This window comes from Streptomyces sp. NBC_01454 (assembly GCF_036227565.1).
In the GTDB taxonomy this organism is placed as follows: domain Bacteria; phylum Actinomycetota; class Actinomycetes; order Streptomycetales; family Streptomycetaceae; genus Streptomyces.
The window spans coordinates 2,685,672-2,711,923 of the sequence record NZ_CP109460.1 but is presented as its reverse complement, the minus strand read 5'-3'; the positions used below and the strand labels follow the sequence as shown (position 1 = coordinate 2,711,923).

The following is a 26,252-nucleotide window of genomic DNA, read 5'->3' as shown; positions in this document are numbered from 1 at the left end:
CGCCCGCTCATTTCAGCCGGTCGCCGATCCGCTCGCGCAGCCAGTCCATCGTGTAGCCGCGCGGGTCGATCTTGCCGGGCTGCCACTCCAGGTGTCCGATCACCGAGCGCTCGGTCCAGCCGTGCGCCCGGCACAGCGCCGCCGCGGCCTTCTCCACGGCCTCCAGCTGCGCCGGTGGCCAGGGGTCCTTGCCGTCGCCGAGGTTCTCGCACTCGAAGCCGTAGAAGCAGGGGTTGCCGTCGGTGTCGGCCTCGTTGTCCGGCGGCAGCCGCTTCTCGGCGATCACCGCGCGCAGGACGTCGCCGTCGCCGAGGCCCGCGTGATTGGCGCGGCCGCAACCGACCAGATGCACCGTGCCGTCCTTGGTGATCACGCCGTGGCACAGCGGCCCCGGCAGGTCCGGGCGGCCGTCGTAGCAGAGCTGGACGGTGCTGTCGGCGCCGGACGTGCCGGTGTGGTGCACCATCACTCCGTGCACCGGGCCCCATGGCCCCTTGCTGTTGCGGTTGTGCGTCTCCCAGCCGGCGACCTCGGCGACCCGCAGCCCCTCGGCCGTGAGTGCGTGGCGGAACCGGGCGGCGGACAGTGGTGCGGACATGGCCCACTCCGATGCGGACACGGCGGCCGCCGACGCGCACCGCCTCCTGTCTCGCTTGTACGGGACAAGGCCGCGCCGCGGGAGGGGAACGGACAAAAGCGGGCCGGCCGTTCGGGGGATGAGCGAGCGATTCCGGCCTCGCGCGCGGGCGGGGGCCCTACGCGGCGCTATCCGTGCAGGAAGGCGTCGCCGTGGGCGTTGACGTGCGCTTCCAAAGTGTTGAGCGCGTCCTGGGTCGCCTCGGGGGAGCCGCTGCCCCGCCGTTCGGCGAAGTACGCGGCGCCGAGCTTCTTCAACAGGTCGTTGCCGGCCCGTTGCTGCTGCACCTCGTCGACTTTCTGCTTGCCTGCCTCCAGCCCTTGCCGAGCCTGCTCCTTGGCGCGGTCGAGAAACCCTGACATGTGCCACCTCCGTGAGGTCCGTGTCGTAAGGGATCAACGGCGCGGACCGCCGTGGGGTTCCCGTGCCAGGCTCCGCGATGCGGGCGCGGGGCGCGAGACGGATGGGCCACCCGGCGTACCCGGCGGAGGCCGGGGGTGTCCCGCCGCGGGGTGGAGTCACTCGCGGGGGGCTCCCCTGGGGACGCCGCTCACGCCGGGTTAGCGTGTGCGTCATGGACTACCAGGCCGTTCTGGAAGAGGTAGCGGCCTACGCCCGGCCGCTGGTGCGTCAGGGACGTGTCGCCGACTACATACCGGCGCTCGAACGGGTCTCCGCGGACCGTTTCGGGATGGCGGTGGCCGACATCCACGGTGCGGTGTACGGCGTCGGCGACTGGGAGGTCCCGTTCTCCGTCCAGTCCATCTCCAAGACCTTCTCGCTGGCGCTGGTGATGGCTCAGAGCCCCGGCAGCCACGGCGAGGACGGCATCTGGAAGCGGGTGGGCCGCGAGCCGTCGGGCACGCCGTTCAACTCGCTGGTCCAGCTGGAGGCGGAGAACGGCATCCCGCGCAACCCGTTCATCAACGCGGGCGCGCTGGTGGTCACCGACCGGCTGCAGACCCTGACCGGCGACGCCAGCACCTCGATGCTGCACTTCCTGCGGGAGGAGAGCGGCAACCCGGACCTCGCCTTCGACCAGGCGGTGGCCGACTCCGAGGCCGCGCACGGCGACCGCAACGCCGCGCTGGCCCACTTCATGGCGTCCTTCGGCAACCTGGAGAACCCGGTCCCCAGCGTCATCGAGCACTACTTCTGGCAGTGCTCGATCGAGATGAGCTGCCGGGACCTGGCCGTGGCCGGCGGCTTCCTGGCCCGCCACGGGCTGCGCGCCGACGGCAGCCGGCTGCTGGAGGCCCGCGAGGCCAAGCGGATCAACGCGGTGATGCTCACCTGCGGGACGTACGACGCGGCCGGGGAGTTCGCCTACCGCGTCGGGCTGCCCGCCAAGAGCGGGGTCGGCGGCGGCATCATCGCCGTGATCCCCGGCCGCTGCACCCTGTGCGTGTGGAGCCCCGGCCTCGACGCCCGCGGCAACTCCGTCGCGGGCGCCGCGGCGCTGGACCACTTCACGACGCTGACCGGCTGGTCGGTGTTCTGACCCGGCGCCGTCGAGCCGCCCCGGCTGGCGTTGTGGCACCCCGCCCGCTGGCGCATCGTGGGCGTAAGGAGGTGCAGCGCCCATGGAGCACGAGATGCGCGCCGAGTACGAGGAAGGCGTCCTGCCGCACGCGGACACGCCGGTGAAGATCTGGCACATGGTGCGGCTGGAGGGCACCACCGCGATGTGCGGACGGGAGCTGGCCCCGGCGGCCGCCACCCAATCGGCCCAGGTCTGGGGCACGCGCCAGGGGGAGCCGTTCTGCCACTCCTGCGGCGCGCTGTACCTGCGCGAGCACCCGGGGGACATCGGCTAGCCGGTCTCGCGGCGGGCCCGTCCCGGACGGACGGGGCCCGGCCCGGTGTCCCTCAGGGGCAGCGGATGACCTGGCCCGCGTACGAGAGGTTGCCGCCGAAGGCGAACAGCAGCACCGGGTCGCCGGAGGCGATCTCGCGCCGTTCGACCAGTTTGGACAGCGCGAGCGGGACGGAGGCCGCGGAGGTGTTCCCGGAGTCGACGACGTCCTTGGCGACCACCGCGTTGACCGCGCCGAGCCGCTCCGCGACCGGCTCGATGATCCGCAGGTTGGCCTGGTGGAGCACCACCCCGGCGAGGTCGGCGGGCGTGATCCCGGAGCGTTCGCACACCTGGCGGGCGATGGCCGGCAGCTGGGTGGTCGCCCAGCGGTAGACGGTCTGGCCCTCCTGGGAGAAGCGGGCCGGCTCGCCCTCGATACGGACCGCACCGCCCATCTGCGGCACCGAGCCCCACAGCACCGGCCCGATCTGCGGCTCGGGCGAGGCGCTGACCACGGCGGCGCCCGCCCCGTCACCGACCAGCACACAGGTCGAACGGTCGGTCCAGTCGACGACGTCGGTGAACTTCTCCGCGCCGATGACCAGCGCATGGGTCGTGGAACCGGCCCGGATGGCGTGGTCGGCGGTGGCCAGCGCATGGGTGAAGCCGGAGCAGACGACGTTGAGGTCCATCGTGGCCGGGGCGCCGAGGCCGAGCCGGGCGGCGACCCGGGCGGCGGCGTTGGGGCTGCGGTCGGCGGCCGTGCAGGTGGCGACCAGCACCAGGTCGATGTCCTGCGGGGCCAGTCCGCTCGCGGCCAGCGCCTTGGCCGCGGCGGCGGCCGCCATCGAGTCCACGGTCTCGTCCGGAGCGGCGACATGGCGGGTGCGGATACCGACCCGGCTGCGGATCCAGGCGTCGTCGGTGTCGACGATCCTTGCCAGGTCCTCGTTGGTGAGCACGCCGGAGGGCTGGTAATGGCCGAGGGCCAGGATGCGTGACCCGGTCATGAGTTCCCCTGTACGTCGTGGGCGGTATGTCACCAGTCTCACCCCTCGCACCCGGCCGGTGGCTGCGTGAACTGCCAAGGTTCCGTCGTCAGAACTGGAGACAGTTGTCAGAACCGGGGGCTACCCGCTGTCCGCCGCGCCCGGCCCGTGGGCCCGGCGCAGCGGACAGCGCGGGCGCCCACGGGCGGCGGCGCGGGATCGCACAGGGGCAGCAGCCCGCCCGGTCCAACGGCAGCGCGGGGACCCGCGGGGGGTATTGCTCCGCCCGCGGGCGCGTCCCCGCGGCTACCCGGCGAGCGCCCGGAAGCGGCGCAGCCGCAGGCTGTTGCCGACGACGAAGACCGACGAGAAGGCCATCGCGGCACCGGCGATCATCGGGTTGAGCAGCCCGGCCGCGGCCAGCGGCAGCGCTGCCACGTTGTAGCCGAAGGCCCAGAACAGATTGGTCCGGATGGTGCCGAGGGTGGCGCGGGCCAGCCGGATGGCGTCCGCCGCGGCCCGCAGATCGCCCCGGACGAGGGTGAGGTCACCGGCCTCGATGGCGGCGTCGGTGCCGGTGCCCATCGCCAGCCCCAGGTCGGCGGTGGCCAGCGCGGCCGCGTCGTTGACGCCGTCGCCGACCATGGCGACCGAGCGGCCCTCGGACCGCAGCCGCTCCACCACCGCCACCTTGTCCTCGGGCAGGACCTCGGCGATCACCTCGTCGATCCCGACCTCGGCCGCGACCGACGCCGCGACGGCCCGGTTGTCGCCGGTCAGCAGCACCGGGGTCAGCCCCAGCGCGCGCAGCCGGCGCACCGCCTCCGCGCTGGTGGGCTTCACCGCGTCGGACACCACCAGGACCGCGCGCGCCGCGCCGTCCCAGCCGACGGCCACCGCGGTACGGCCCCGGGCTTCGGCCTCCGCCCGGGCAGTCGCCAGCGCGGGCGGCAGCGGCTGCTCCCACCGCTCCAGCAGCTGGGCGCGGCCCACCACGACGGCGTGCCCCTCGACCTCTCCGGTCACGCCCAGGCCCGGGACGTTCGCGAACGCGGCGGGGGCGGGCAGGGTGCCGGTGCGGGCCGCGGCCTCCGTGGCGACGGCGCGGGCGACGGGGTGCTCGGAGGCGTGCTCCAGCGCGCCGGCCAGCCGCAGCACCTCGGCTTCCGTGGCGCCCTCGGCGAGATGGACCTCGGTCAGCGTCATCACGCCGGTGGTGACCGTGCCGGTCTTGTCCAGGACGACGGTGTCCACCCGCCGGGTCGACTCCAGCACCTCGGGTCCCTTGAGCAGGATGCCGAGCTGGGCGCCGCGTCCGGTGCCGGCCATCAGTGCGGTGGGGGTGGCCAGACCCAGCGCGCACGGACAGGCGATGATCAGGACCGCGACGGCCGCGGTGAAGGCGGCCGCCGCGCCCGCGCCGGTGGCCAGCCAGTAGCCGAGGGTGCCCAGGGCGAGCGCGATCACGACCGGGACGAAGACCGCGGAGATCCGGTCGGCCAGCCGCTGCGCCGCGGCCTTCCCGTTCTGCGCCTCCTCGACCAGCCGTCCCATCCGGGCGAGCTGGGTGTCCGCGCCGACCCGGGTGGCCTCGACGACCAGCCGGCCGCCCGCGTTGACGGTGGCGCCGGTGACGGTGTCGCCGGGGGAGACCTCGACCGGCACGGACTCGCCGGTGAGCATCGAGGCGTCGATGGCGGAGGAGCCCTCCCGCACCGTTCCGTCGGTGGCGATCTTCTCCCCGGGCCGGACGGTGAAGCGGTCACCGATACGCAGCTCGGCGGTCGGCACCCGGATCTCGCGGCCCTCGCGCAGCACGGTGACGTCCTTCGCGCCCAGCTCCAGCAGCGCCCGCAGCGCCGCACCCGCCGTCCGCTTCGCGCGGGCCTCGGCATAGCGGCCGGCCAGGATGAAGGTCGTGACGCCGGCCGCGGCCTCCAGGTAGAGGGCGCTGCCGCCGTCGGTGCGGGTGAGGGTCAGCTCGAAGGGGTGGGTCATCCCCGGCATCCCGGCGGTGCCGAAGAACAGCGCCCACAGCGACCAGCCCATGGCGGCGAGGGTGCCCATCGAGATCAGGGTGTCCATCGTGGCGGCGCCGTGCCGCAGATTCGTCCAGGCCGCCCGGTGGAAGGGCCAGGCGCCGTACGCCACCACCGGCGCGGCCAGCGTCAGCGACAGCCACTGCCAGTAGGTGAACTGCAGCGGCGGCACCATCGCCATCAGCACCACCGGGACGGAGAGCACGAGCGAGATCAGCAGCCGTTGGCGGAGCGCGGCGAGCGGGTCGGCGGCACCGCCGGGCGTGCCCGCTGCTTCGTCCGCGCTGTCCGCCGTGCCGCGGGCCTCGCCGCCGGAGCGTTGTGCAGCAGCCGGGGCGGCGGCCGGCGGCCGGGGGAGCACGGCGGTGTAGCCGGTCTTCTCCACGGTGGCGATCAGGTCCGCGGTGCCGACGCCGCTGCCCTCCGCGAGGGTCACCTTCGCCCGCTCGGTGGCGTAGTTGACGGTGGCGGTGACGCCCTCCATCCGGTTGAGCTTCTTCTCGATGCGGGCGGCGCACGAGGCGCAGGTCATCCCGCCGATCTGCAACTCGACGCCGTGCTCTCCGATCGCGGTGGTCATGGCTGCTCCTCGGTGTGCCGCGGGTCCCTGTCCCTCAGGAGAACCATATACCCCCGTGGGGTATTCCGGTCCTGTGTCACCGCTCACCCTCCCCGTCGTCCGCCTCCGCGGCGCCGGCCGCGCGGCGCACCCGGGCGCCCATCGCCCGCAGATACGCGGCCAGCTCCGGCGGCTCGTGCACGGTGAACTCGTGCCCCAGGACGGCCAGCCGGAGCGCCAGCCACTCCAGCGAATCGGGGGCGCTGCGCCAGCGGCAGGAGGCCTCGTCGAGCGGTTCGACCGTGCCGGCGGCGGGACCGCCCAGCCGGGCGGCCACCTCCGCGGCCGGCGCCCGCACGGTCGCCACCGCCCGGTGGACCGCCGCCATCCCCTGCATCCGCTCGCGGACATAGGCCCCCGCGTCGGCGGCGGGCGGTGTGCGCGGCGGGGTCCGCACGCCGGTGGGGAACGGCTCGCTCAGCCGGTCCACCCGGAAGATCCGCCAGTCCTCCCGGTCGTTGTCGTACGCCACGAGGTACCAGCGGCGCCCCGACGCGACCAGCCGGTGCGGCTCCACCAGGCGGCTGCTGCGGGGACCGGCGCCCGCCCGGTAGCGAAAACGCAGCCGCTCCTGGCCCGCGACGGCCGCGGCGAGCACCGACAGCAGCTCGGGATCGACGGCCGGGCCGTCGCCGGCCGGCAGCGGCACGGTGGCCGCGCCGAGGGCGCCCACCCGCCGCCGCAGCCGGGCCGGCAGGACCTGTTCGAGTTTGGCGAGCGCCCGCACGGACGCCTCCTCGATCCCCGTGACGGCCTGGCCGGCGGCCGCGCGCAGCCCCACCGCGATGGCCACCGCCTCCTCGTCGTCCAGCAGCAGCGGGGGCATCGCGGTGCCCGCGGCCAGCCGGTAGCCGCCCTCCTTGCCCAGCGTGGCGTGCACGGGGTAGCCCAGCTCGCGCAGCCGCTCGATGTCGCGGCGGACCGTCCGGGAGGTGACCCCCAGCCGCCCGGCCAGCTCGCTGCCGGGCCATTCGCGCGGGGCCTGCAGCAGGGACAGCAGCCGCAGCAGCCGCGCCGATGTCTCACTCATGGGACCGATGGTGCCCGCCGCGCGCCGGGCCGCCGTTCCGGGGTCGGTCACCGGCGGGGCCCGGCGGCCGCGGTGCCCCGGTGAAAGTCCGGCGGGATCGCCGGAGTTGGCCGCCGGCGGGTGCGCCCGGGCCGGCGGGCGGCCCCGACCGTGTGTGGCCACCGGGGGTTTCCGTGCCGCCACGCCGAGTAAAAACGGGCGCTTCGCCGTACCGCTGCCGGGCCCTCGCGGGCCATACTGGCCCGGTGTCGATGATCAGCAATCTCCGTAAGGCCGTCCGGCTGCCGCAGCCGCGCACCCGGGGGGTCGACCTCAGCCACCCGGCCCGTTCGCCGCTCGGCACCGCGGTGGTGAACTGCGCGGTCTACGTGGACGGTGTACGGCAGAACGGCGACCACCCGGCCGATGTGGCGATCCGGCGGGTCCGCGACTCCGGCAATGGATTTGTCTGGATCGGCCTGCATGAGCCGTCCGAGGCGGAATTCGCCGGAATTGTCGAGCTGTTCGGGCTGCACCCGCTCGCCGTCGAGGACGCGGTCCAGGCCCATCAGCGGCCCAAGCTGGAGCACTACGACGACTCGCTGTTCACCGTCTTCAAGACCGTCCGCTATGTCGAGCACGACCGGCTCACCGACAGCAGCGAAGTCGTCGAGACCGGCGAGATCATGGTCTTCACCGGCACCGACTTCGTGATCACCGTGCGGCACGGCGGGCACGGCTCGCTGGGTCCGCTGCGCGAGCAACTGGAGTCCGTGCCGGAGCAGTTGGCGCTCGGCCCGTCCGCCGTGCTGCACGCCGTCGCCGACCTCGTCGTGGACGACTACCTCGAGGTGACGGCCGACGTGCAGATCGACATCGACGACGTCGAGAGCGAGGTCTTCTCGGTCCGCGGCAGCGGTGGCGCCGGCCGGATCTACCAGCTCAAGCGCGAACTGCTGGAACTGCGGCGTGCGGTGGCCCCCCTGGACGGGCCGATGCAGGAGCTGGCGACGCGGCCCATGCGGGAGGTCGACCCCCGGATCACCACGTACTTCCGGGACGTCGCCGACCACCTCGACCGGGTCACCGAACAGATCACCGCCTTCGACGAACTGCTCAACTCCATACTCCAGGCCCATCTCGCCCAGGTCACCGTCGCCCAGAACGAGGACATGCGCCGGATCAGCGCCTGGGTCGCGATCCTGGCCGTGCCGACCATGGTCTGCGGCGTCTACGGCATGAATTTCGACCATATGCCGGAAAAGCACTGGACGTTCGGGTATCCGCTGGTGATGGTGCTGATCTTCGCCGCCTGCTGGGTGATCCACCGCGGCTTCAAGCGGAACGGCTGGCTGTAGCCGCGCGCCGCCGGTAAGAGCGGATAGGAGCGGATAAGAGCGGTAAGAGCAGTAAGAGCGGTAAGAACTGAGAAAGCGCCGCCCGGCCGTGGCGTGTTACGGCGATTTGGGCGGTGCCCTGGACCACCATGCCCCTGACCAGTTCTCCGGTGCCGGGCCCTCGCGCCCCGGGGCCTTCTCGCGCTCCCGGGCACGCCCCGGGCACCGGACCGGCCCTCGCTGCCGGTTCTGTTAAGGAGCACCACATTGCGGTACGGACAAGCGCTGCGCGACGAGATCGCCGCCGAGGGGACGACGCCACTGATCGGCGTCCACGACATGTACTCGGCCTCGATCGCCGCCGGCCACTACGACGGCTTCTTCGTGTCCGGCTTCGGCTTCGCCGCCTCGTACTACGGGCTTCCCGACATCGGGTTCATCGCCTGGCCCGACATGGCCGCCTTCGTGGAGCGGCTGCGCGGCGCCTTCCCCCGTCACCATCTGCTGGTGGACATCGACGACGGCTATGTCGACCCCGAAGTGGCCTGCCATGTGGTGCGGCGCCTGGAGCGCAGCGGCGCGAGCGGGGTGATCCTGGAGGACCAGAAGCGGCCGCGCCGGTGCGGGCACGCGGACGGCAAGCTGGTGCTGCCGCTGGAGGAGTATCTGGAGAAGCTGCACCAGGTGCTCGCCGCCCGCAGCGATCTGGTCGTCGTGGCCCGTACGGACGCCACGGAGGAGGGCGACATCCTGCGGCGGGCCGCGGCGCTGGCCGCCACGGACGCGGATGTGGTGCTCGTGGACGGGGTGCGCAGCGTCGAGTGGATCCGCCGCATCCGTACGGTCACCGGTGACAAGCCGCTGCTGTTCAACCAGATCGCGGGCGGGAAGTCCCCGCGGCTCTCGCTGTCCGAACTGACCGGACTCGGCGTCGACGTGGCCATCTACAGCACCCCGTGCCTGTTCGCCGCGCACCGGGCAATGGAGACCGCGATGGCCGAGCTGACGTACGCGGACGGACGGCTGCCGGCCCCCGGGGAGCCCGGCGGTGAGATCGGGGTCAGGGAGGCCACCGAGCTGCTGGCCCGGAACATCGGCCGGCCGCAGCCCGCACCGACGGCCCCGGCGGCGCGGCCCGCCCCGCCCGCGGCGGGAACGGCCGCCCCGTGCGTGGCCGGTGCACCGGGGCGGGGGTAGCCTGATCCGCCGATGATCCCGGGAGAACCATGAACGAGCGACGCCGCAGGCCGGCGCCCTGGCGGGGCCAGTGGCCGGTGATCGGCGTGGTGGCCGTGGGCGGCGGCATCGGCGCCACGGCCCGTTACGGCGCCGCGCTGCTCTGGCCCACCGCCCGGGGGGCCTTCCCCTGGACCACCCTGACCGTCAACGCCGTCGGCTGCGCGCTGATGGGTCTCCTGATGGTGGTGATCACCGAGGCCCGCCCGTCCCACCACCTGGTGCGCCCCTTCCTCGGCACCGGCATCCTCGGCGGTTTCACCACCTTCTCCACCTACGCCGTCGACATCCAGCGGCTGGTCGAGGCCCGCCGGCCGGCCGCGGCCATGGCGTATCTCGCGGTCACCGTGCTCGTCGCCCTCGCGGCCGTCTGGGCCGCGGTGGCGGGCACCCGCGCACTTCTCGTACTGAGGCGGCGAACGGTATGACAGCAGGCACGGCACGTCCCCTCGGCGCACCCTGGTACGCGGAGCGGGGTGGGCGCGGGTGAACTGGCTGCTGGTGGTCGCCGGTGCCATGGTCGGGGCGCCGCTGCGGTTCCTGACCGACCGCGCCGTACAGTCCCGGCACGACACGGTCTTCCCCTGGGGGACGTTCGCCGTCAATGTCGCCGGTTCCCTGATCCTCGGGGCGCTGACCGGCGCGGCCGTCTCCGGCGCCGCCTCCTCGTACCTCCAACTGCTCCTGGGCACCGGCCTGTGCGGGGCGCTGACCACGTACTCGACGTTCTCCTACGAGACGCTGCGGCTGGCGGTCGACGGGGCGCGGGGCCTGGCCGCGGCCAATGTCGCGGCGAGCGTCCTGGCCGGGCTCGTGGCCGCGTTCGCCGGTGCGGCCGGCGCGCAGGCGCTGTGGGGCTGACGGGGCCGGTCGCGGACGGACGAAAGCGGTGGGGCTCGTCGTGACGAGCCCCACCGCACGGGCGGCGCGAAGATGCGAGGACTGGTGGGGTTACGAGCGCCGTCCGCCAGGTACCGGTACTCGTCAGTCCCAGGCCGTACGCGGATCCGGCCGGCGTCAGCCGGGCCGGGACCGCTGGGCCACCGCCGGACTCCGTGAGATGCGGAGCGTCTCCGGGTGGATCAGGAGGCCGTGCCGAGGCGGATGCCCGCCAGGCCCTTGGCCCAGAGCTGGTCCACCTTGGCGCGTTCGTTGGCGTCCGGCTGGGTGTTCTGGCAGGACGTGCCGGGGCCGCCGCCGGACATCAGCTCGCTGCACGGGCCCTCGTAGTGGTCCGGCAGGCCCAGCACATGGCCGGTCTCGTGCGCGGCCACGCGGGTGGAGTTGTACTCCTGGTTCTGCTTGTGGTCCAGGAAGACATAGCCCTTGCCGTGGCCGTCGGTGCTGGCGTACGAACCGCGCGGGTCGTCGCCTTCCTTGTACTGGAAGTCGCCGCCGCTGCCTTCCTGCAGCTTCACGTTCTGCACCGCGCCGTTCCATATGGAGGCGCTCTCGGCTATCTGGCTCTTGTACGTCGGCGCCGCACTCGCGTCGTAGGTGACGGTGACCGAGGCCGCGTCCGGGTGGGCCTTCATCTTGGCCCGGGCCGACTTGATCACCGCTTCGAAGAATGCCTTGGTGTCGGTCTTCTCGGCCGCCGAACCCTGGTAGGCGGCGATCGAAGCGGGGGTGCTGCGAGGGGAGTTGGCGGGGGAGGAGAGGGAGACTGCCGATACCGGCGCCGCGGCTGCGAGCGCGGCGGCGAGGCCCAGGCCCAGCGCTGCCGACAGCGCTGTCTTGGGAGATCTCATGTGGGGGGCTCCTTAATTTCCGAGGGCCGTACGGTCGCCGTGTGGGGCGGCGACCGGGGCCCTGCGGATTTCTTGGTGCCGTTGAGTCTGGACGCAGTTCGCCCGCCGGGCGGAGATGCCAGGTGGCGATAGCGCAGGCCAATACCCCGGAAAAAAATGGGAGTTCAGGCAGGTTTGAGAGTCTGGTGTGACGTATGCCGACCTCGTTATGCTCCGGACGTGGAGCTAGAGGTCAGGCATCTTCGCGCATTGTGCGCCATCGCCGACACCGGCAGCGTACGCAAGGCGGCGCGGCAGCTCGGCATGACCCAGCCCTCCCTGACGACCCAGCTCCACCGCATCGAGAAAGCCCTCGGTGGCCAGCTGTTCTTCCGGGAGCCGACCGGCAGCCGGCCCACCCCGCTGGGGCACTCGGTGCTGTGCCGGGCCCGGCCGATCGTGGCCGAAATGCGGGCACTTATCGACGAAGTCGCATCGGCCTCGCACCACGAACGGGGCGCACGGCTGCACATCGGCAGCACCAACAGCCCCGCCGTCGCGGGCTGGCTGCGGCGGCTGCGGGTGCGGCTGCCGGAGACGGACACCACGATACGGGCCGATGTGTCCGCCAACGCACTGCTGCACATGGTGGCGACCGGACAGCTCGACGCCGCCTTCGTCCACGAGGTCGAGGGCGCGCCGCTGCGGGTCCCCGACGGTCTGACCGAGCGGGAACTCGTCGCCAGGGAACCGCAGTTCATCGCGCTGGCGGAGAGCCATCCGGCCGCCGCCTCGTCGGTGGTGCGGGTGGCGGACCTCGCCGACGACCAGTGGATGGTCGACCCGACCGTGGACGGTGAATGGGCCGGGCTGCGCCGGATCTGGGGCGCGGCCGGCATCTCGCCCCGGGTCGTGCACGGCGACTACCTCACCGCGGTCGACCTCGTCACGGCCGGCGAGGTGGTCACCCCCTGCCAGCCGACCGCCCGTTCCCGTCACGGGATGGCGATCCGCCCCCTGTACGGCGACCCGCTGGCCGTCCGCCTCCTCATGGCCTGCCGCCAGGACGGCACCCCGGCCGCCTCCGCGGACGACCTGTTCGCCGATCTGACCGCCTCGTACATGGAGATCGCCTGGGCGAGCGAGGCGTACCGGGCATGGCTGGTGCGCCATGACGGGCTGCTGTCGGTGGGGATCTAGCCACCCCTGAGCGACGTCGTGACGCGTACGGGCGTCTCCTCGTGGTGTGGGTACCGGCGGGCGCGCATCCGTCGTACGGGTGGGGCCGCGGCCCGCCGTACGAGCGGGTGCGCAATCCGGCGTAGACGGGCCGGAGACCTGGCTTGATCGTGGCCCTTGTTCAGGGCCCCGCACGCACGCCACGTGCAGTCGACGAGGGGATAGATACCGGCCACGGGTGACGCCGGTATCCAACGAGCCGTGTGCTTATACCTCGTAGGCACTCCCCACCGGAGGGCATTCTCCTCAAGTGGCGAGTTTTCGCGCAAAACGGTGGCCAAATTTTTCCCCTTGAGTCACAAACTGGCTTGATGAATGATCAGGCGCGCCAATTAAGGCCGAAGTTCGGCCATTTGGCATGGGAGGGGAACAACATGTCCACAAGTAAGCGGATGTCCAGATTCAAGTTCGTCGCCGGAGCGCTTCTCGCCACCGCGCTGGTGGTTCCCGCAGGCAGCGCGGTCGCGCGCTCCGTAACCGGTGGCGGCGCCACCGCGTGGTCCCCGGCGGGCGGCGACGCCGGCAAGATCGCCGTCAAGGACGGCAGCAACGACGGCGATCCGGCCAAGGCGGAGTACTACCGCTCCGCCAGCGCCGGCACCAAGCGGACCCTCTGGAACAAGAGCGGCCCCGGCACGACCGCCTACTCCGGCAGCGGGTCCCGCATCATCAAGTTCCAGGCCTGCGACGAGAACGACTGGGACGGGGACGACTGCTCCGGCTGGGTCGCTCCCTGAGCACCGACCCGGTCTCTTCCGCCGGGCCGGCCGTTCCTCGGCCGGCCCGGCGGCCGTGTTCCGCATCTGTCTCACGCCGGCCCCGGGGCGTCCGGGCGCGGACGAAGGAGCGACGAAGGTGACAGCCGGAGAACCGACCGGTCTGCGGGTGGAGGGGCTGCGCCACCGCCGCGGTGCCCGCGTACTGCTGGACGGTGTCGACCTGCGGATCGGGCCGGGCGACTCGGTGGCCGTCACCGGACCGGACGGCGCCGCGACATCGGCGCTGCTGCACTGCCTCCTCGGGCTGGTCACGCCGGATGCCGGCAGCGTCCGGGCCGGCGGCCGGGAGCTGACCGGAGCGACGGCGGGACAGCGGGCCCGGGCACGCCGGCAGCACATGGGGACGGTCTTCCCGTACGACGAGCCGCTGCCCGAACTCACCCCGGTGGAGAACGTGGCGCTGCCCCTCCTCCTGGACGGCGGTGAGCACGGGGACGCGTACCGGCGGGCGGCGGCACTCCTGAACGAGCTGGGGGTCCCCCAGGAGGAGACCCCGGCCGGGCTGCTCACCCACGGCGAGCGCCGGCGCACCGCCGTCGCCCGGGCCCTGATCACCGGCCCGGACGTCCTCCTCGCCGACGAGCCGACCGCCGGGCTCGATCCACCGGACGCCCACGCCGTGGCCGAGCTGCTGTTCGCGGCGGTCCGGGAGCGCGGCGGTGCCCTGCTGGTCGTCACCCGCGACCCGTCGGTGGCCGCGCGGGCCGGCCGGACGCTGCGGCTCGACGCCGGCATGCTGACGCACGACACGGCGGGGGTGGGGGCATGAGCACGGCCACCGCGGGGACACCCCGCACGGGTTCCGCCGCCCCCGAGGCGCGCCCCGGGTGGCAGCTGCTGCGCGCCGGGTGGACGGCCGGGCGCGGTACCCCCGGGAACCGGCTGCGCTTCTGGGCCCTGTGCGCGGCCGCGGCGGCCCTCGCCCTGGTCGCCGTCGGGGCGTTCACCGCGGTCGCCACCTACGACGGGCGGGCGGCGCGCAACCAGGCGCGGGGACCGGTCTTCACCGACCGGCCCCATGAGGTCGTCGCGCTGTGGCGGGAGGGGTTCGACGCGGTCGGCGGGGTCCCGCACACCGTGCTGTTCGTCGAACCCCTGAAGCCCGGCGCCCCGCCCCCGCCGGGACTGACCGCCTGGCCGGCACCCGGGGAGGCGATGCTGTCGCCGGAGCTGGTCCGGCAGGGACAGCAGGAGCGGATCACCAGCCGCTACGGCCGCTACGCGGGCACGATCGGCACATCCGGTCTGGCCTCCCCCTCGGAGCGCCTCGCGTACGTCAGACCCGCCCATGCACCCGACTCCCGTGCACAGGAGTCGTGGTCGCGGGTGCGCGGCTTCGGGCAGACCTACCCGATGGGCGAGGTCCTGTACGCGCGCCCGCTCGGTCAGGTGCTGCTCACCCTGGGCGTGCTGGCGGGGGTGCCGGCGCTGGTGCTGCTGGTCGTCGCCGCCCGTGTCGGCCCGGGCGGGCGCGACCGCCGCGGCGGCCCGCTGCCGGGAGCGACCTGGCGGCAGCGTGCCCTGGTCACCCTCGGCGAGGCGGCGCTCCCTGCCGCGGCCGGCACCGCCGTCGCGCTCCTCCCGCTGCTCGCGGCGATGTCCACGAACGTCCGGATCCCGCTCACCGGTTACCTCCTGGACGCCGGCGACCTGCGGGCGGCGTGGCCGGTGCCGGCCGGCGGGCTTCTGCTGTCCTTCGCGGTGACGGTGGGCGCGGCGGTCCTGCTCGGGCGCGCGGAACGGCACGGCTCCGCCCTCGTGCCCCTGCCGCTCCCCGCCCGTTACCCGCGCGGGCGGACGGCCGGGTGTCTGACGGGTGTCGCGCTCGTCGCCTTCAGCCAGTACGTCAGCGGGACGCCCGGCCTCGTGGTCTTCGCCGTCGGCACGGTCGTGATGTGGGCCCTGCTGCCGTCCGTGGCCGCCACGGCCGTCCGCCGGCTGGGCGGCGCACTCGCCGCGCGGGGCTCCGGCGCGGGCCGTGCGGAGCAGTTGACCGCCGGCCGGTGGACGGCCGCCCACCCCGGCGGCGTGGTCCGGCTGACCCTCGCCATGCTCCTCGGGCTCGGACTCGTCTGCCAGCTCCAGGCGGGGAACAGCCGGCCCGGCGAGAAGGCGGCCGCCGCCCGCGTCACCCAGGCCCGGATCGGCGACAGCGTGCTCGACGTCCGCAGCCGCGACCTCACGCCGCAGGCGATCGCGGCGCTCACGCGCTCCCTCCCCGCAGGGACCCGGGTGCTCGCGCTGACCGCGGACTCCGAGCAGGAGACCACCCTCGTCCAGGGCAGTTGCCCCGCCCTGCGGTCGCTCGGCCTGGGGTGCCCCGCCACACCGCGGGCGTTCGTGAGCGACGACGCGCGTCTGACGGAGATCCGCCACTGGTACGGGCCGCGGCTGCGCGTCCAGGCCGTCCCCGCCGGGCTGCGTACCGACCGGCTGCGCGGCTCCCTCCTGGTGCTCACCGCGACCCCGGGGCAGCGCGCCCGGGCGGAGCGCGCGGCATACGCGCTGGTGCCGGCCGTGGACGTGGCGACCCTGGGGGAGTCCTGGCTGGTCGGCGGCGCGACCAAGGCCCGGGTGAACAACTGGCTGCTGCTGTTCGGTTCCCTGGGCTGCGCCCTGTTGCTGCTGGCGGGGAGCCTGAGTGCGGCGGCGGAGTTCCTCCGGACCCGGCAGGGTCTGGTGCGGCTCGCCGCCCTGACGGGCCACCACCACGTCCTGCGGGCGGCGGCCCGTTGGCATCTGACCGTCCCTCTGCTGCTCGCGACTGCCGTCGTCGCACTCGTCACCCTCTGGCACTGCCTGTTCCTCGTCGCCACGGTGCCGGGGGCGGTCCTCCCGTGGAACGTGCTCGGCGCCGCCCTGCGCGGCTGCGTCCTGGTGGCGGTCGCGGTCGGAGTCCGGTGCGGCCGGAGCGCGGTCCGCGCCGCCCGCCACCTGCCGGACGCCGGCTGAACGCCCCGGGGCGGTTGACGCCCCGGGGCGGCGGGAGCCCGTTCGCCGCGGCCGGGGGCGGCGAACGGCGCCCGGCGCTTCGGCCAACAGCGTGAAAGGCGGCGCTTCGGCCCGCCGCACACCGCCCGGTGCCGGGTGCGATGTCCGAGAGTGGGGTGCCCGAAGGCCGACGAGGCCGAGCCCTGGAGAGTCCCCGTGGACGGCACCCTTTCCCTGGTCCTGCTCCTGCTGTTCCTGTGGTGCCTGTGCTCACGGCGGATGGAGCGCTTCGAACTCACCGCCCCGGCCGCCTTCGTGCTGCTGGGCCTGCTGCTGGGCGAGGGCACCGGAACCCTCCACCTGGCGCTGCCGCACGAAACGGTCAAGGCGCTGGCCGAGGTCACGCTGGTGTGGGTGCTCTTCACCGACGCCGCACGGCTCTCCTTCCGGGCCCTGCGCCCCGAACTCGGCCTCTACGTAAGGCTGCTGGGCATCGGTCTGCCGCTGTGCACGGCCCTGGGCACGCTGCTGGCGGCCGCCCTGCTCCCCGGCGTCTCGGGCTGGGCCGCCCTGTACGTCGGGGCCGCGCTCGCGCCGACGGATGCCGCGCTCGGCGCCACGATGATGGTCAACCCCGAGGTACCGGTGAAGATCCGCCGGGTCATCAATGTGGAGAGCGGCCTCAACGACGGCATCGCCACTCCGCTGGTGGTGCTCGCCCTGGCCGGGATGTCCGCGGCCGGCGGGACCGCCGGACCGGGAGCCTCCGGTCATGCCCTGGTGGAACTCGCCGTCGGCGCGGCGTACGGCGCGGTGGCCGGGCTGGCCGCCGGGTGGCTGCTGAGAACCGCGCTCCGCAACGGCTGGGCGGCCGAGGACTTCGCCGGCGCGGGCGTCCTGGCCCTGGCGCTGCTCGGCTACACCTCCGCGCTCGCCCTCGGCGGCAACGGCTTCGTCGCCGCCTTCGTCACCGGTCTGGCCTTCGGCACGGTGCACGGGGCGCCGCCGCGGGTGCTGCTGTACGTCGAGCAGTCCGCGGCGCTGCTGTCGGTGCTGGTGTGGCTGGTCTTCGGCGCCCTCCTGCTCCCGGAGCTGGCCGCTCACCTCACCTGGCAGGCCGTGCTCTACGCCGTCTTGAGCCTGACGGTGATCCGCATGGTGCCGGTGGCGCTGTGCCTGGCCGGCAGCGGTCTGGACGCCCGAACGGTGCTGTTCGTCGGCTGGTTCGGGCCCCGCGGCCTGGCCTCGGTCATCTTCGGGCTGCTCGCGGTCGAGGAACTCGCCCCCGCCGGTGCCCAGCCGGTGCTCCCGGTGATCGCCTGCACGGTGCTGCTCAGCGTCCTCGCCCACGGCCTCACCTCCGCCCCGCTGGCCCGGCGCTACGGGAGAGCGGCGCGGGGCACCGGCCCGGCTGCCGCCCCGGCGGACGAACTGCCCGTGCGGGGCATGGCGGCCGGCGGTCTGCACCTGCCGCGGCGCCGGCGCGGACCGGCCCCGTCGTGACCGACGCGCTCGGCCCGTCCGTGGTCCGGATGGTCCGTGCACGGCGCTGTCGAGATCTTTGGACACCGGCCGGAAGGCATGCGTTTCCGCGATGTCCGCTCATGGTGTGCGCATTTCACCCGGCGTTCAGTTTTCGCGGGCACCATGTCGGCCGTCATGACGAACTGCCCATGGACCGAGGCGCCATGGTCCTGGTCAGGGACGGATATCTCCCCCACCCGCACGTACTGGGTGGCACCGCAAAAGGAGAAACGATCCATGCCCCGAGGAACGAAGGCCGCTCTCATGGCCGGTGCGGTGCTGTGCGCCCTGGCCACGTCTCCCACGGCGGCACAGGCCGCGCCCCCTTCGGACTCGCTGCCGTCGAAGAGCCAGTGGCTCCGGGACGTCGCTCCGGTGGCGGCCGATCTGCACAGCGACCTGAAACACCGCCTGGCGCATGTCCGCAGCGGTGAAAAGCCCGCCGTCGTCCTGGATATCGACAATACGTCGCTGGCCACGCACTACGACGAGGGACAGCCGGTCAAGGTGATCCTCGACGCCACGGAGTACGCCCACGAGCACGGCGCGGCGGTGCTGTTCGCCTCCTACCGCAGCGCCGACTCGAAGCGTGCCACGACCCGGCAGCTCACCTCGGCCGGCTACACCGTCGACGGACTCTGCCTCAAGCCCGGGGGACACAGCCCCGGCAAGGCCCAGGTGAAGCTCGGCTGCCGCAAGCAGTACGAGGGGGAGGGGTACACCCTCATCGCCAACGTCGGCAACCGCAGCACCGACTTCGAGGGCGGCCACTACGAAAAGGGATTCAAGCTGCCGGACTATGGCGGCGCACTGAGCTGACCCGTAACCGCTGCTTCCCCAACTGTCACCGTTCTTCTGTGCAGAACGGGCGTTGGCGAAGGGTCGATGAGTTGGTGGCTATGGTCGGGACCGGGCGCGTATGGATATCGGTGACGGTTGCGTTGACCGGCGTGGCGACTGTAGCGCTGGTCCTGGTCGCCGTCTTCGCGGGCCCTGACACGACAGAGCGGACCGTAGGGGTATGGGGGTGCGGTCGTCTCGATGCTCAGCTTGCCAGTTTCTGTGGTTGCTTTGTTCCGAAGTACAGGAGGCGGGCCTGCGGGCGGGCGGCGAGTGCGAGGCGGCCGCCGATCGGTCGTGGCCGGCGGCAATATCACTGGCTCCGCGATCGGGAACAACTCCAAGGTGAGCGGCCCCCACTCGTCGCCTAGTCGTGCTGCGGCGAGACGAAACACGGACGACGTGCGGGCTGGTCAAGATGGGATCGCAGCTGGTGGTGACATCACGGACAGCGCCCTCGGGGGTGGTAGCGAACGATGACGCCACTCCCCTGGGCCGGCGCGGTCGTGGCTGGCGGATCTATCACCGCTTCTGCGGTGGGTGACAACAACAACGTCACATACATCGAAAAGCAGTATGTGATAGATGGGAACGCCTCGCCAAAGGCGGCCCGGGACGCTTTCGAGCATGCGCTAGCCACTTTGTCACCGGTGCTCCAAGAAGAAGCTCGCCAGTTGCGTGATCACTGGCCTGACGTGGAAGCCGGTGTTATCAACCTTCCCCCAGATGGGTCTGTGCGGAGGGTAGGTGTCGAGGCCGTTTGCGCCCCATGGTGGTCACTATTCCGTGACCTCATAAGCAATGGTTGGCACAACGGAAGTTGCTCGTTACCTCCAGCCGTCCTGGGATACCTGAGGGCCGCCGGTGAGGTAGCAATGCAGCGCACTGGCAGTCGTGTCCACGAAGGCATCGGGGATGGCATCGGCGTGGACCCAGCGGACCTGCGAGTGCTTGCGGGGTTCGCGGTTTTCGGGTTCGCCGGTCCAGTCGTGGGCGGCGAACACGACCGTGAGGAAGCCGTTGGGGGCTTCGACGCCCCAGGCACCGTGGATGACGTGGGCGACCTTGAGGGACTCGGGCTTCACCGTGAGGCCCGTCTCCTCGTAGAGCTCGCGGACCGCGGTATCCGTGATGGGCTCGCCCGGTTCGCTTTTGCCGACGGGGAGGTCCCACATGCCTTGGGCGAACTTGGCGTTCTCGCTGCGCTGGAGGAGGACGACGCGGTTGGTGGCCTTGTCGTGGACGATGACGGCCGCGACCAGCAGGGTCATCGAGTCGAGCGCCGGCTTGAGGGCTTGGGAGCGGTCGTCGGTCTGCTGGGCCACGGTGTTCCCTTCGTCGGGCGGGGTGTCGGGCATGTTAGGCGAGGGCCTCGCGGGCGCGGCGGGCGAGATCGGCGGCGCCGGGGACGCGGCGGCGCTGGTAGACCGCGAGGGTGGAGCGGATCGAGGAGATCGCCTTGCGGGTGCGGTCGGAGGTCATCCCTTCCATGAGGACGAGGGCCTGGGTCCAAGCGGCGACCGCCTCATCAGCTCGGGTCTGGGCGGCGACGCTGTCGCCGAGGTCAGCGTGGGTGAGGGCGTGGACGCGCTTGTATTGGTCCGGGTCCCAGCGGGTGAGAGCCTCGCGGTGCTGCTGTTCGGTGCCGATGTGATCGGCGAGGTCGGTGAGGGTGCGGGCGGTGTGGCTGGCCACGGTGCCGGCAGCCGGGCCGCTTACGCGTGAGTAGCTGGGCTGGGGGCCGTCGTCGCGTAGGAGGGCGTCTTCGGCAGCGAGCAGGGCGCGCGCAGCCAGGGGGTTCTCGTTCACGGCTGCGTAGGCGCGGGCGTGGGTGATGTGGAGGAGGGCCTCGGTCTGGCCGTCGACGTGGCCGAGGCCGCGTCGCAGGGCGCCTTCGACGAGGTCGACGCAGTGGTGGGGCAGCTTGAGGCTCAGGGCCTGGTGGGCGAGGGCGCGCATCATCCAGGCCCCGTGACCGTGGGGGTCGGCTTCGCAGGCGAGTTGGTAGCCGACTTGGTAGTAGCGCTGGGCCGCGCCCTCGTGGCCCAGGTCGTGGTGCTTCCACCCGGCGAGGTAGGCGAGTTCGGCGACGGCGTCGAAGGCGGCACGGCACGCCCACCGCGTGAACCCCGCCGCATAACCCCCACCCGATCAGGTTCCGGGGCGGGCCGGCCCCACTTGCCCGTCCCGGACGCCTCCAACCGACCGGAGCCCCCAATGAGCACGAACCCCAGCGCCGAACTCCTCGACAACCTGCTCACCGTGACCGGTCAGGCCACCGCCGTACGGGAGGAGGTGCGCGTGTGGTCCATGTCCGGAGTGGAGCGCGTGACTTTCCCTGACGGCTCCACGGCCATCTTCAAGTACGCGAAGAAGCCGTTCGACAGGGAGGATCAGGCCCTCCGCCTGGCCCACACCCTCGGCGTTCCCGTTCCCCAGGTCCACGCCTCCGCCGTTCTGGACGGCTGGCTCGGCATGCTCATGGAGGACCTCGGGCCGTCCGTCCGCGAGGCCGACGATCTGGACGGCGTCGCCGCAGCCGTGGTCCTGCACGGTACCCGTACGGCTCCTCCCTTGCCCGTCCTGGACCAGGAGCGGCTGCGCAAGCTGCCGGACCGGGCCCTGGAGCACCTCGGACGGCTGCGCAAGGCCGACCGGTGGCAGGACGCCGACGACGTCGAGGACGCGCTCGAAAGGATCGCCCATGCAGCCGAGGCCCGCTCGGGCGGAGCAACGATGGAGCCCTTCGGCCGGGTGCACTCCGAGTTCCACCCCACCAGCCTCCACATCGGCGAGCACGGCTGGAGGCTGCTCGACTTCGCCCGCGCCTTCACCGGTCCCGGCCTGCTCGACCTCGCCAGCTGGCACGGCACCATCGAGCCCCCACACGCCGTACGACTGCGCGTGTTCCTGGAGCAGTACGTCACCGCCGGCGGCACCCCCGACGCCCTCGCCCCGCGCGGCGGGCTCACCGCCGAGAACTGGGCCCTGGGCTGGCACCGCATGTGGGCCGTCGAGTGGTTCATGGAGCAGGCCATCCGCTGGATCGACGACCCGGCCACCGATCCCGCCTACATCAAGGTCGTCCGCCGCCACCTCAGCGACGTCCTCCACCTCCTTGAGATCTGACGTGCTCGCCCAGGCTTCGCCGTGGCACGCCCACGCCCTTCAGCGCACCGCCGCCGGACTTGCCGAACCCCTCGCCGTACCCGGCCGGATGGAGTGGACCACGAGACCCGGACAGGGGCCCGGCGCCGAGGCCCTCGGCCCCGACCTGCGCGGCAAGCGACTCCTCGAACTCGGCTGCGGTCCCGGCCACAACGCCGCCCACCTCGCCACCCGCCACGGCGCCCACGTCACCGGCGTCGACTTGGTCGGCCTCCAGGTGCGCCGCGCCCGCTCCCACTACGGACGGCTGAACCACCTCACCTTCGTCGCCGGCCATGCCCTGCACTACCTGCACGCCTCCGACGAGCAGTTCGACGCGATCTACTCCGTCTTCGGCGCCGTCGGGCTCGTCGCCCCCGAACTCCTTCTCCCGGCCCTCGCCCAGCGCCTCACGCCCGGCCGGGTACTCGCCTTCTCCGTCCCCCACCCGCAGCGCGGCGGCCGAAGCCCCGCTGCCGACGACCGGCCTCGCCGCGACCACGTCACCCTCCCCGACCGCACCCGGCTCCCCCTCGCTCGCTGGGAGTTCGCCACCGACTGCTGGGAGAAGCACCTCAGCCGGGCGGGCTTCTGGCTCACCTCGTCCCAGGAGTTCCACGACCCCCGCATGGGCCACTGGCCCACCACCTTGCTGATCCGCGCTCGCAAGCTCTGACAGCCATCCGCCCCGGCTCCCCTGGAGGAACCGATGCGCCCGCCCTACCTGCTCCTCGACATCGACGGCGTCCTCATCCCCTTCCCCGACGCGGACGGCTCGACCCCGGCCACCCACTCCCGCCACGACGTCGTCCCCACCGACCGGAGCGCCGACACCCCGGTCACCGTCTGGCTCGACCCCGCCCACGGTCCCATGCTCATGGACGTGATCCGTACCGGCCTGGTCACCCCCGTCTGGTGCACCAGCTGGCGCCAGGACGCCACCACCCTGATCGGACCGCTCCTCGGCCTCCCGTCTCTGTCGCACGTGGATCTGCCGCGTCCGCAGATCACCACCAGCCACCCCAACGGCTACCTGTGGAAACGCGACCACGTCGACGCCTGGCTGGGCAACGCCCCCGCTGTCTGGATCGACGACGACTTCACCAGCCTTGACCACGCCTGGGCGGCGGAGCGTACCGCCAAGGGAAGGCCGACCCTCCTTGTTCAGCCCGATCCACGCCTCGGGCTACAGCCCGAGCACCTGACCGAGGTCACCGCGTGGGCCTCGCAGTTACCCCCAGCCCGCGCCGCTTGACGACTTAAGCCCTTCGCTGCCCGTGGCAGCGAAGGGCACGGGGGAGGAGCCGCGGACGCGGTTGAACGCTTCTGCCACCGCCCGCAGTTCTGCCTGGTCGGGCCGGTCGTGCTGCTGGCGATACGCCCCTCCAAGAAGTGACTGGTTCACGAGGGAGGAAGGGAGCCGCGCAACTGTCGGCGAGGGGAGACCGAGTGGAACTGCGCCAGCAGGGCGATCCGGGCTGAGGAGAGACAGGGCGCCGAGCGCGAGGGCTGCAAGCCCGTCGAACTGCCGCACATGGTGAGCCACGAGCTGCGGCACTTCTACGCCTCCGCCCTCATGGCCGGCGGAGCGAGCGTCAAGGCGGGCTGGTCCTCGGCCACGCCTCCGCCGTCATCACGCTGCGGATCTACGTGTACCTATGCCTGACAAAGAAGACCGCACCCGCTCCGTCAGACACGCCGTGTGCGGCGCTCTGCGGACCGGGTGCGGACAGGTAGCCGGGACGGCCTGCGAAAGGGCAGGTCAGGCCGGCTGGACCGAGTCAGGCCTTCTTGGTCTCCCAGAAGATCCGGTCGATCTCGGCGATGAGCTCCAGCGCCTTCTCGCCCGTCTTCGGGTCGTTGGAACCCTTGGCGGCGCTGAGCGCCTTGAGGGTGTCGTTCACCAGCTGGTGCAGCTGGGGGTACTTCTCGAAGTGCGGGGGCTTGAAGTAGTCGCTCCACAGCACCGAGACGTGGTGCTTGGCCAGCTCGGCGCGCTGCTCCTTGATCAGAACGGCGCGGGTGCGGAAGTCCGCGTCCTCGTTGGCCTGGTACTTCTCCTGGACGGCCTTGACCGACTCGGCCTCGATGCGGGCCTGGGCCGGGTCGTACACGCCGCAGGGCAGGTCGCAGTGGGCGCTGACCTTCACCTTGGGGGCGAACAGGCGCGAAAGCATGTTCAGTCCTTCCTCGTGATCGTCTTCTCAGGTGCGAGATTACTCGGTGCGGGAAGGCTTTTCTCGGGCGGCCCGGGGGTCTTAGGGCAAAAGTCCGGTGTCACGCTGGGACTGTTGGAGGATGGGCCGGTGAGCGGGTCGGACCGGGGCTGGACCGGGAGGTACGGGATGCCGGAGCAGGTGCACGCGCGCGGTGCCGGGCAGGGCGAGGGCGCGGAAGCAGGGCTGGGCGCGGGCGGGGGAGAGGGGCCTGAGCGGGGCCGGCTGCTGCGGGCGTTCGGGCTGGCCGAGGTGTACAACCCCTCGATGGTGCCGACGCTGTGGCCCGGTGACCAGCTGGTGGTGCAGTACGGGGCGGCGGTGCGGCCCGGTGCCGTGGTCGTGCTGCGGCATCCGTTCCGGCAGGACCTGCTGATCGTCAAGCGGGCCGTGCAGCGGCGGGACGGCGGCTGGTGGGTCCGGGGCGACAACCCCTTCGTCGAGAACGACAGCCGGGAATTCGGGGTGGTCCCGGACGAACTGGTCATCGCCCGCGCCTGGGTCCGGGTGCGGCCGCCGCGCGGGGTTCAGCGCTCGGTGGCCGGGGTGCTGTCCTGGGCGGTCTCGGCGGTGCGGCCGGTACGCGCCGAGCGCTCGCTCTCCAGCCGCTTGCGGGCCCGATAGGCGGCGACGTTGGCGCGGGTGGCGCAGCGGTCGGAGCAGTAGCGCCGGGAGCGGTTGGTGGAGGTGTCCAGGTAGACGTTGCGGCAGGGGCGCGCCTGGCAGATGCCGAGGCGGTCCACGCCCAGTTCGGTGAGGTGGAAGGCCAGGCCCATGCAGGCGGTGGCGGTGTAGCCGGCGGTGGCGTTGGCCGCCTGCTCGGCGATGTGCATGTGCCAGTCGGGGCGGCCTCCACCGCTCTCGGCTCCTGCACCGCTCTCGGCTCGGCTCGAGCGGGGGGACCCCCATGAGCGGGAGGTGCCCCCATCGTCGCGGTGCGTATGGCCGGAGATCTGCGGGCTGACCGGGAACTCCATCATCAGGGCGTTGAGGAGGTCCACGGCCAGCACCTCGTCGCCGGCGTCGGCGGCCTCGAAGACGGCGCGCAGCCGGGAGCGGACCGTGCGCAGGCGGGTGACGTCGCTGTCGGTCGCGCGCCGGGCGGCCTGCTGGCCGGGGCCGAAGAGTTTCCGTACCACCTCGACCGAGGTCAGGCTGTCGGTGCCGCGTTCGGGCTGCTCGGTGTTGACCAGTCGCACGGCATAGTCCGAGTAATAGGCCAGTTCCACTTGTAGTCCTTACGGGCGAGAGTTAAGGTACACAGTGCTGGGTGAAGTAATAGGCGATATGGCTACTAGGGTATTACACCCTGAAGGGGGAGCGATGACCGAGACCGTCGCCGGCGCCGACTGGCAGGCGTGGCAGAACAGTTGGGACCGCCAGCAGGAGTGGTACCTCCCCGACCGCGAGGAGCGGTTCCGGGTGATGCTGGACATGGTCGAGGCGCTGGTGGGCCCCGCACCCCGGGTCCTGGACCTCGCCTGCGGCACGGGCAGTATCTCCGACCGGCTGCTGAAGCGGTTCCCCGGGGCCGAGAGTGTGGGCGTCGATCTGGATCCCGCGCTGCTGGCCATCGCGGAAGGGTACTTCGACGGCGAGCGCCGGGTCCGCTTCGTACGGGCCGATCTCAAGGACCCGCAGTGGACGGCGGCACTGCCGCACGCGTCCTACGACGCGGTGCTCACCGCCACCGCCCTGCACTGGCTGCCCAGCGGGGAGCTGCGCGGGCTCTACGGCCGGCTCGGCGCTCTGGTGCGGGAGGGCGGGGTCTTCCTGAACGCCGACCGGATGCCCGACGAGGCCACTCCCCGGATCAACGCCGCCGACCGCGCCCTGCGGCACGCGCGCCAGGACGCGGCGAAGGCGGCCGGCGCCGTCGACTGGGCCGAGTGGTGGCAACTGGCCGCCGCCGACCCGCTGCTGGCCGCCCCGACCGCCGAGCGCTTCGAGATCTTCGGTGAGCACGCGGACGGTGACACGCCGTCGGCGGCCTGGCACGCCCAGGTGCTGCGCGAGTCCGGGTTCGCGGAGGCGCGGACGGTGTGGTCCTCGCCCACGGACGCGCTGGTGCTGGGCCTGAAGTAGGCCCGGCACCCGGGCCGTGGGGGAGCGCCTCGCCGCGGCGGCACCCGCCGCCGGGCGGCGCGCCCCCGGTGCGGTGGCGCCCCGTGCGGACGCCAGC

26 protein-coding genes and 1 pseudogene are annotated in these 26,252 nt (G+C 72.6%); 17 read left to right on the top strand and 10 right to left on the bottom strand.

Going from position 1 to position 26,252, the window contains the following annotated elements:
- Positions 1-7: 7 nt before the first annotated feature.
- On the bottom strand, positions 8-598 hold the full coding sequence (locus OIU81_RS11685) for an N-acetylmuramoyl-L-alanine amidase (RefSeq protein WP_329146557.1): 591 nt from the start codon (positions 596-598) through the stop codon (positions 8-10).
- 167 nt (positions 599-765) lie between these two features.
- Complete coding sequence (locus OIU81_RS11680) at positions 766-999, bottom strand: hypothetical protein (RefSeq protein WP_329146555.1); 234 nt, start codon at positions 997-999, stop codon at positions 766-768.
- Positions 1,000-1,211: 212 nt separating this feature from the next.
- Between OIU81_RS11680 and OIU81_RS11675 the strand changes: the two genes are divergently transcribed.
- Positions 1,212-2,138: a glutaminase gene (locus OIU81_RS11675; protein WP_329146553.1), complete on the top strand. Its 927-nt coding sequence runs from the start codon at positions 1,212-1,214 to the stop codon at positions 2,136-2,138.
- An 82-nt stretch (positions 2,139-2,220) separates the two neighbouring features.
- Positions 2,221-2,454, top strand: a complete 234-nt coding sequence (locus OIU81_RS11670) for a hypothetical protein (RefSeq protein WP_329146551.1) — start codon at positions 2,221-2,223, stop codon at positions 2,452-2,454.
- A 52-nt stretch (positions 2,455-2,506) separates the two neighbouring features.
- On the opposite strand, the gene OIU81_RS11665 is transcribed toward OIU81_RS11670, so the two are convergent.
- The 3 genes from OIU81_RS11665 to OIU81_RS11655 all read right to left on the bottom strand — a co-directional run bounded on the left by OIU81_RS11665 (position 2,507) and on the right by OIU81_RS11655 (position 7,112).
- Positions 2,507-3,445 carry a beta-ketoacyl-ACP synthase III gene (locus OIU81_RS11665; RefSeq protein WP_329146550.1) on the bottom strand — a complete coding sequence of 313 codons (939 nt, stop codon included), beginning with the start codon at positions 3,443-3,445 and terminating at the stop codon, positions 2,507-2,509.
- A gap of 285 nt (positions 3,446-3,730) precedes the next feature.
- Complete coding sequence (locus OIU81_RS11660; RefSeq protein ID WP_329146547.1) at positions 3,731-6,043, bottom strand: heavy metal translocating P-type ATPase; 2,313 nt, start codon at positions 6,041-6,043, stop codon at positions 3,731-3,733.
- A gap of 76 nt (positions 6,044-6,119) precedes the next feature.
- A complete protein-coding gene (locus OIU81_RS11655) occupies positions 6,120-7,112 on the bottom strand; it encodes a helix-turn-helix transcriptional regulator (protein ID WP_329146545.1) in 993 nt (330 codons plus the stop codon).
- A 251-nt stretch (positions 7,113-7,363) separates the two neighbouring features.
- On the opposite strand from OIU81_RS11655, the gene OIU81_RS11650 reads away from it, so the two are divergent.
- The 4 genes from OIU81_RS11650 (at position 7,364) to OIU81_RS11635 (ending at position 10,525) form a co-directional block, all read left to right on the top strand.
- Positions 7,364-8,449 carry a magnesium and cobalt transport protein CorA gene (locus OIU81_RS11650; RefSeq protein ID WP_329155054.1) on the top strand — a complete coding sequence of 362 codons (1,086 nt, stop codon included), beginning with the start codon at positions 7,364-7,366 and terminating at the stop codon, positions 8,447-8,449.
- Between the two features lie 246 nt (positions 8,450-8,695).
- Positions 8,696-9,625 (top strand): isocitrate lyase/PEP mutase family protein, encoded by a 930-nt coding sequence (locus OIU81_RS11645; RefSeq protein WP_329146543.1) that lies wholly within the window; start codon positions 8,696-8,698, stop codon positions 9,623-9,625.
- Positions 9,626-9,654: 29 nt separating this feature from the next.
- Positions 9,655-10,092: a fluoride efflux transporter CrcB gene (crcB, locus tag OIU81_RS11640; protein WP_329146541.1), complete on the top strand. Its 438-nt coding sequence runs from the start codon at positions 9,655-9,657 to the stop codon at positions 10,090-10,092.
- 58 nt (positions 10,093-10,150) lie between these two features.
- A complete protein-coding gene (locus OIU81_RS11635) occupies positions 10,151-10,525 on the top strand; it encodes a fluoride efflux transporter FluC (protein WP_329146539.1) in 375 nt (124 codons plus the stop codon).
- Positions 10,526-10,746: 221 nt separating this feature from the next.
- Here OIU81_RS11635 and snpA read toward each other — a convergent pair whose 3' ends face one another.
- Complete coding sequence (gene snpA / locus OIU81_RS11630) at positions 10,747-11,415, bottom strand: snapalysin (protein WP_329146537.1); 669 nt, start codon at positions 11,413-11,415, stop codon at positions 10,747-10,749.
- A gap of 219 nt (positions 11,416-11,634) precedes the next feature.
- Here snpA and OIU81_RS11625 point away from each other — a divergent pair, with 219 nt between their 5' ends.
- The 6 genes from OIU81_RS11625 (at position 11,635) to OIU81_RS11600 (ending at position 18,686) form a co-directional block, all read left to right on the top strand.
- Positions 11,635-12,594, top strand: coding sequence for a LysR family transcriptional regulator (locus OIU81_RS11625; protein WP_329146535.1), 960 nt, complete (start codon positions 11,635-11,637; stop codon positions 12,592-12,594).
- 413 nt (positions 12,595-13,007) lie between these two features.
- Entirely contained in the window at positions 13,008-13,370 is a 363-nt protein-coding gene (locus tag OIU81_RS11620) for a hypothetical protein (RefSeq protein ID WP_329331090.1), read from the top strand.
- Positions 13,371-13,488: 118 nt separating this feature from the next.
- Positions 13,489-14,181 (top strand): ABC transporter ATP-binding protein, encoded by a 693-nt coding sequence (locus tag OIU81_RS11615; RefSeq protein ID WP_329146531.1) that lies wholly within the window; start codon positions 13,489-13,491, stop codon positions 14,179-14,181.
- Positions 14,178-16,364, top strand: coding sequence for a permease (locus OIU81_RS11610; RefSeq protein ID WP_329146529.1), 2,187 nt, complete (start codon positions 14,178-14,180; stop codon positions 16,362-16,364). Before OIU81_RS11615 ends, OIU81_RS11610 begins: the two co-directional genes overlap by 4 nt.
- A gap of 195 nt (positions 16,365-16,559) precedes the next feature.
- Positions 16,560-17,846, top strand: a complete 1,287-nt coding sequence (locus OIU81_RS11605) for a cation:proton antiporter domain-containing protein (RefSeq protein ID WP_329146528.1) — start codon at positions 16,560-16,562, stop codon at positions 17,844-17,846.
- A gap of 258 nt (positions 17,847-18,104) precedes the next feature.
- A complete protein-coding gene (locus tag OIU81_RS11600; protein ID WP_329146526.1) occupies positions 18,105-18,686 on the top strand; it encodes an HAD family acid phosphatase in 582 nt (193 codons plus the stop codon).
- A gap of 848 nt (positions 18,687-19,534) precedes the next feature.
- On the opposite strand, the gene OIU81_RS11595 is transcribed toward OIU81_RS11600, so the two are convergent.
- Complete coding sequence (locus tag OIU81_RS11595; protein WP_329146524.1) at positions 19,535-20,065, bottom strand: NUDIX domain-containing protein; 531 nt, start codon at positions 20,063-20,065, stop codon at positions 19,535-19,537.
- A gap of 1 nt (position 20,066) precedes the next feature.
- Positions 20,067-20,816 (bottom strand): annotated as a pseudogene (locus OIU81_RS11590) (hypothetical protein); the annotation flags it as partial.
- 108 nt (positions 20,817-20,924) lie between these two features.
- On the opposite strand from OIU81_RS11590, the gene OIU81_RS11585 reads away from it, so the two are divergent.
- From OIU81_RS11585 to OIU81_RS11575, 3 genes are read left to right on the top strand one after another with little or no spacing between them, the layout of a single operon-like run.
- Positions 20,925-21,836 carry an aminoglycoside phosphotransferase family protein gene (locus tag OIU81_RS11585; protein ID WP_329146522.1) on the top strand — a complete coding sequence of 304 codons (912 nt, stop codon included), beginning with the start codon at positions 20,925-20,927 and terminating at the stop codon, positions 21,834-21,836.
- A gap of 1 nt (position 21,837) precedes the next feature.
- Entirely contained in the window at positions 21,838-22,530 is a 693-nt protein-coding gene (locus OIU81_RS11580; RefSeq protein ID WP_329155053.1) for a class I SAM-dependent methyltransferase, read from the top strand.
- A 33-nt stretch (positions 22,531-22,563) separates the two neighbouring features.
- Positions 22,564-23,109, top strand: coding sequence for an HAD domain-containing protein (locus tag OIU81_RS11575; RefSeq protein WP_329146520.1), 546 nt, complete (start codon positions 22,564-22,566; stop codon positions 23,107-23,109).
- A 526-nt stretch (positions 23,110-23,635) separates the two neighbouring features.
- On the opposite strand, the gene sodN is transcribed toward OIU81_RS11575, so the two are convergent.
- Complete coding sequence (gene sodN, locus OIU81_RS11570) at positions 23,636-24,031, bottom strand: superoxide dismutase, Ni (protein WP_129244482.1); 396 nt, start codon at positions 24,029-24,031, stop codon at positions 23,636-23,638.
- A 168-nt stretch (positions 24,032-24,199) separates the two neighbouring features.
- Between sodN and sodX the strand changes: the two genes are divergently transcribed.
- On the top strand, positions 24,200-24,694 hold the full coding sequence (gene sodX / locus OIU81_RS11565; protein ID WP_329155051.1) for a nickel-type superoxide dismutase maturation protease: 495 nt from the start codon (positions 24,200-24,202) through the stop codon (positions 24,692-24,694).
- Here the strand turns inward: sodX and OIU81_RS11560 are convergent.
- On the bottom strand, positions 24,598-25,299 hold the full coding sequence (locus OIU81_RS11560) for a CGNR zinc finger domain-containing protein (RefSeq protein ID WP_329146515.1): 702 nt from the start codon (positions 25,297-25,299) through the stop codon (positions 24,598-24,600). The two genes, sodX and OIU81_RS11560, sit on opposite strands and share 97 nt — an antisense overlap.
- A gap of 94 nt (positions 25,300-25,393) precedes the next feature.
- Between OIU81_RS11560 and OIU81_RS11555 the strand changes: the two genes are divergently transcribed.
- Complete coding sequence (locus OIU81_RS11555) at positions 25,394-26,155, top strand: class I SAM-dependent methyltransferase (RefSeq protein ID WP_329146513.1); 762 nt, start codon at positions 25,394-25,396, stop codon at positions 26,153-26,155.
- The last annotated feature ends 97 nt before the right edge of the window (positions 26,156-26,252 follow it).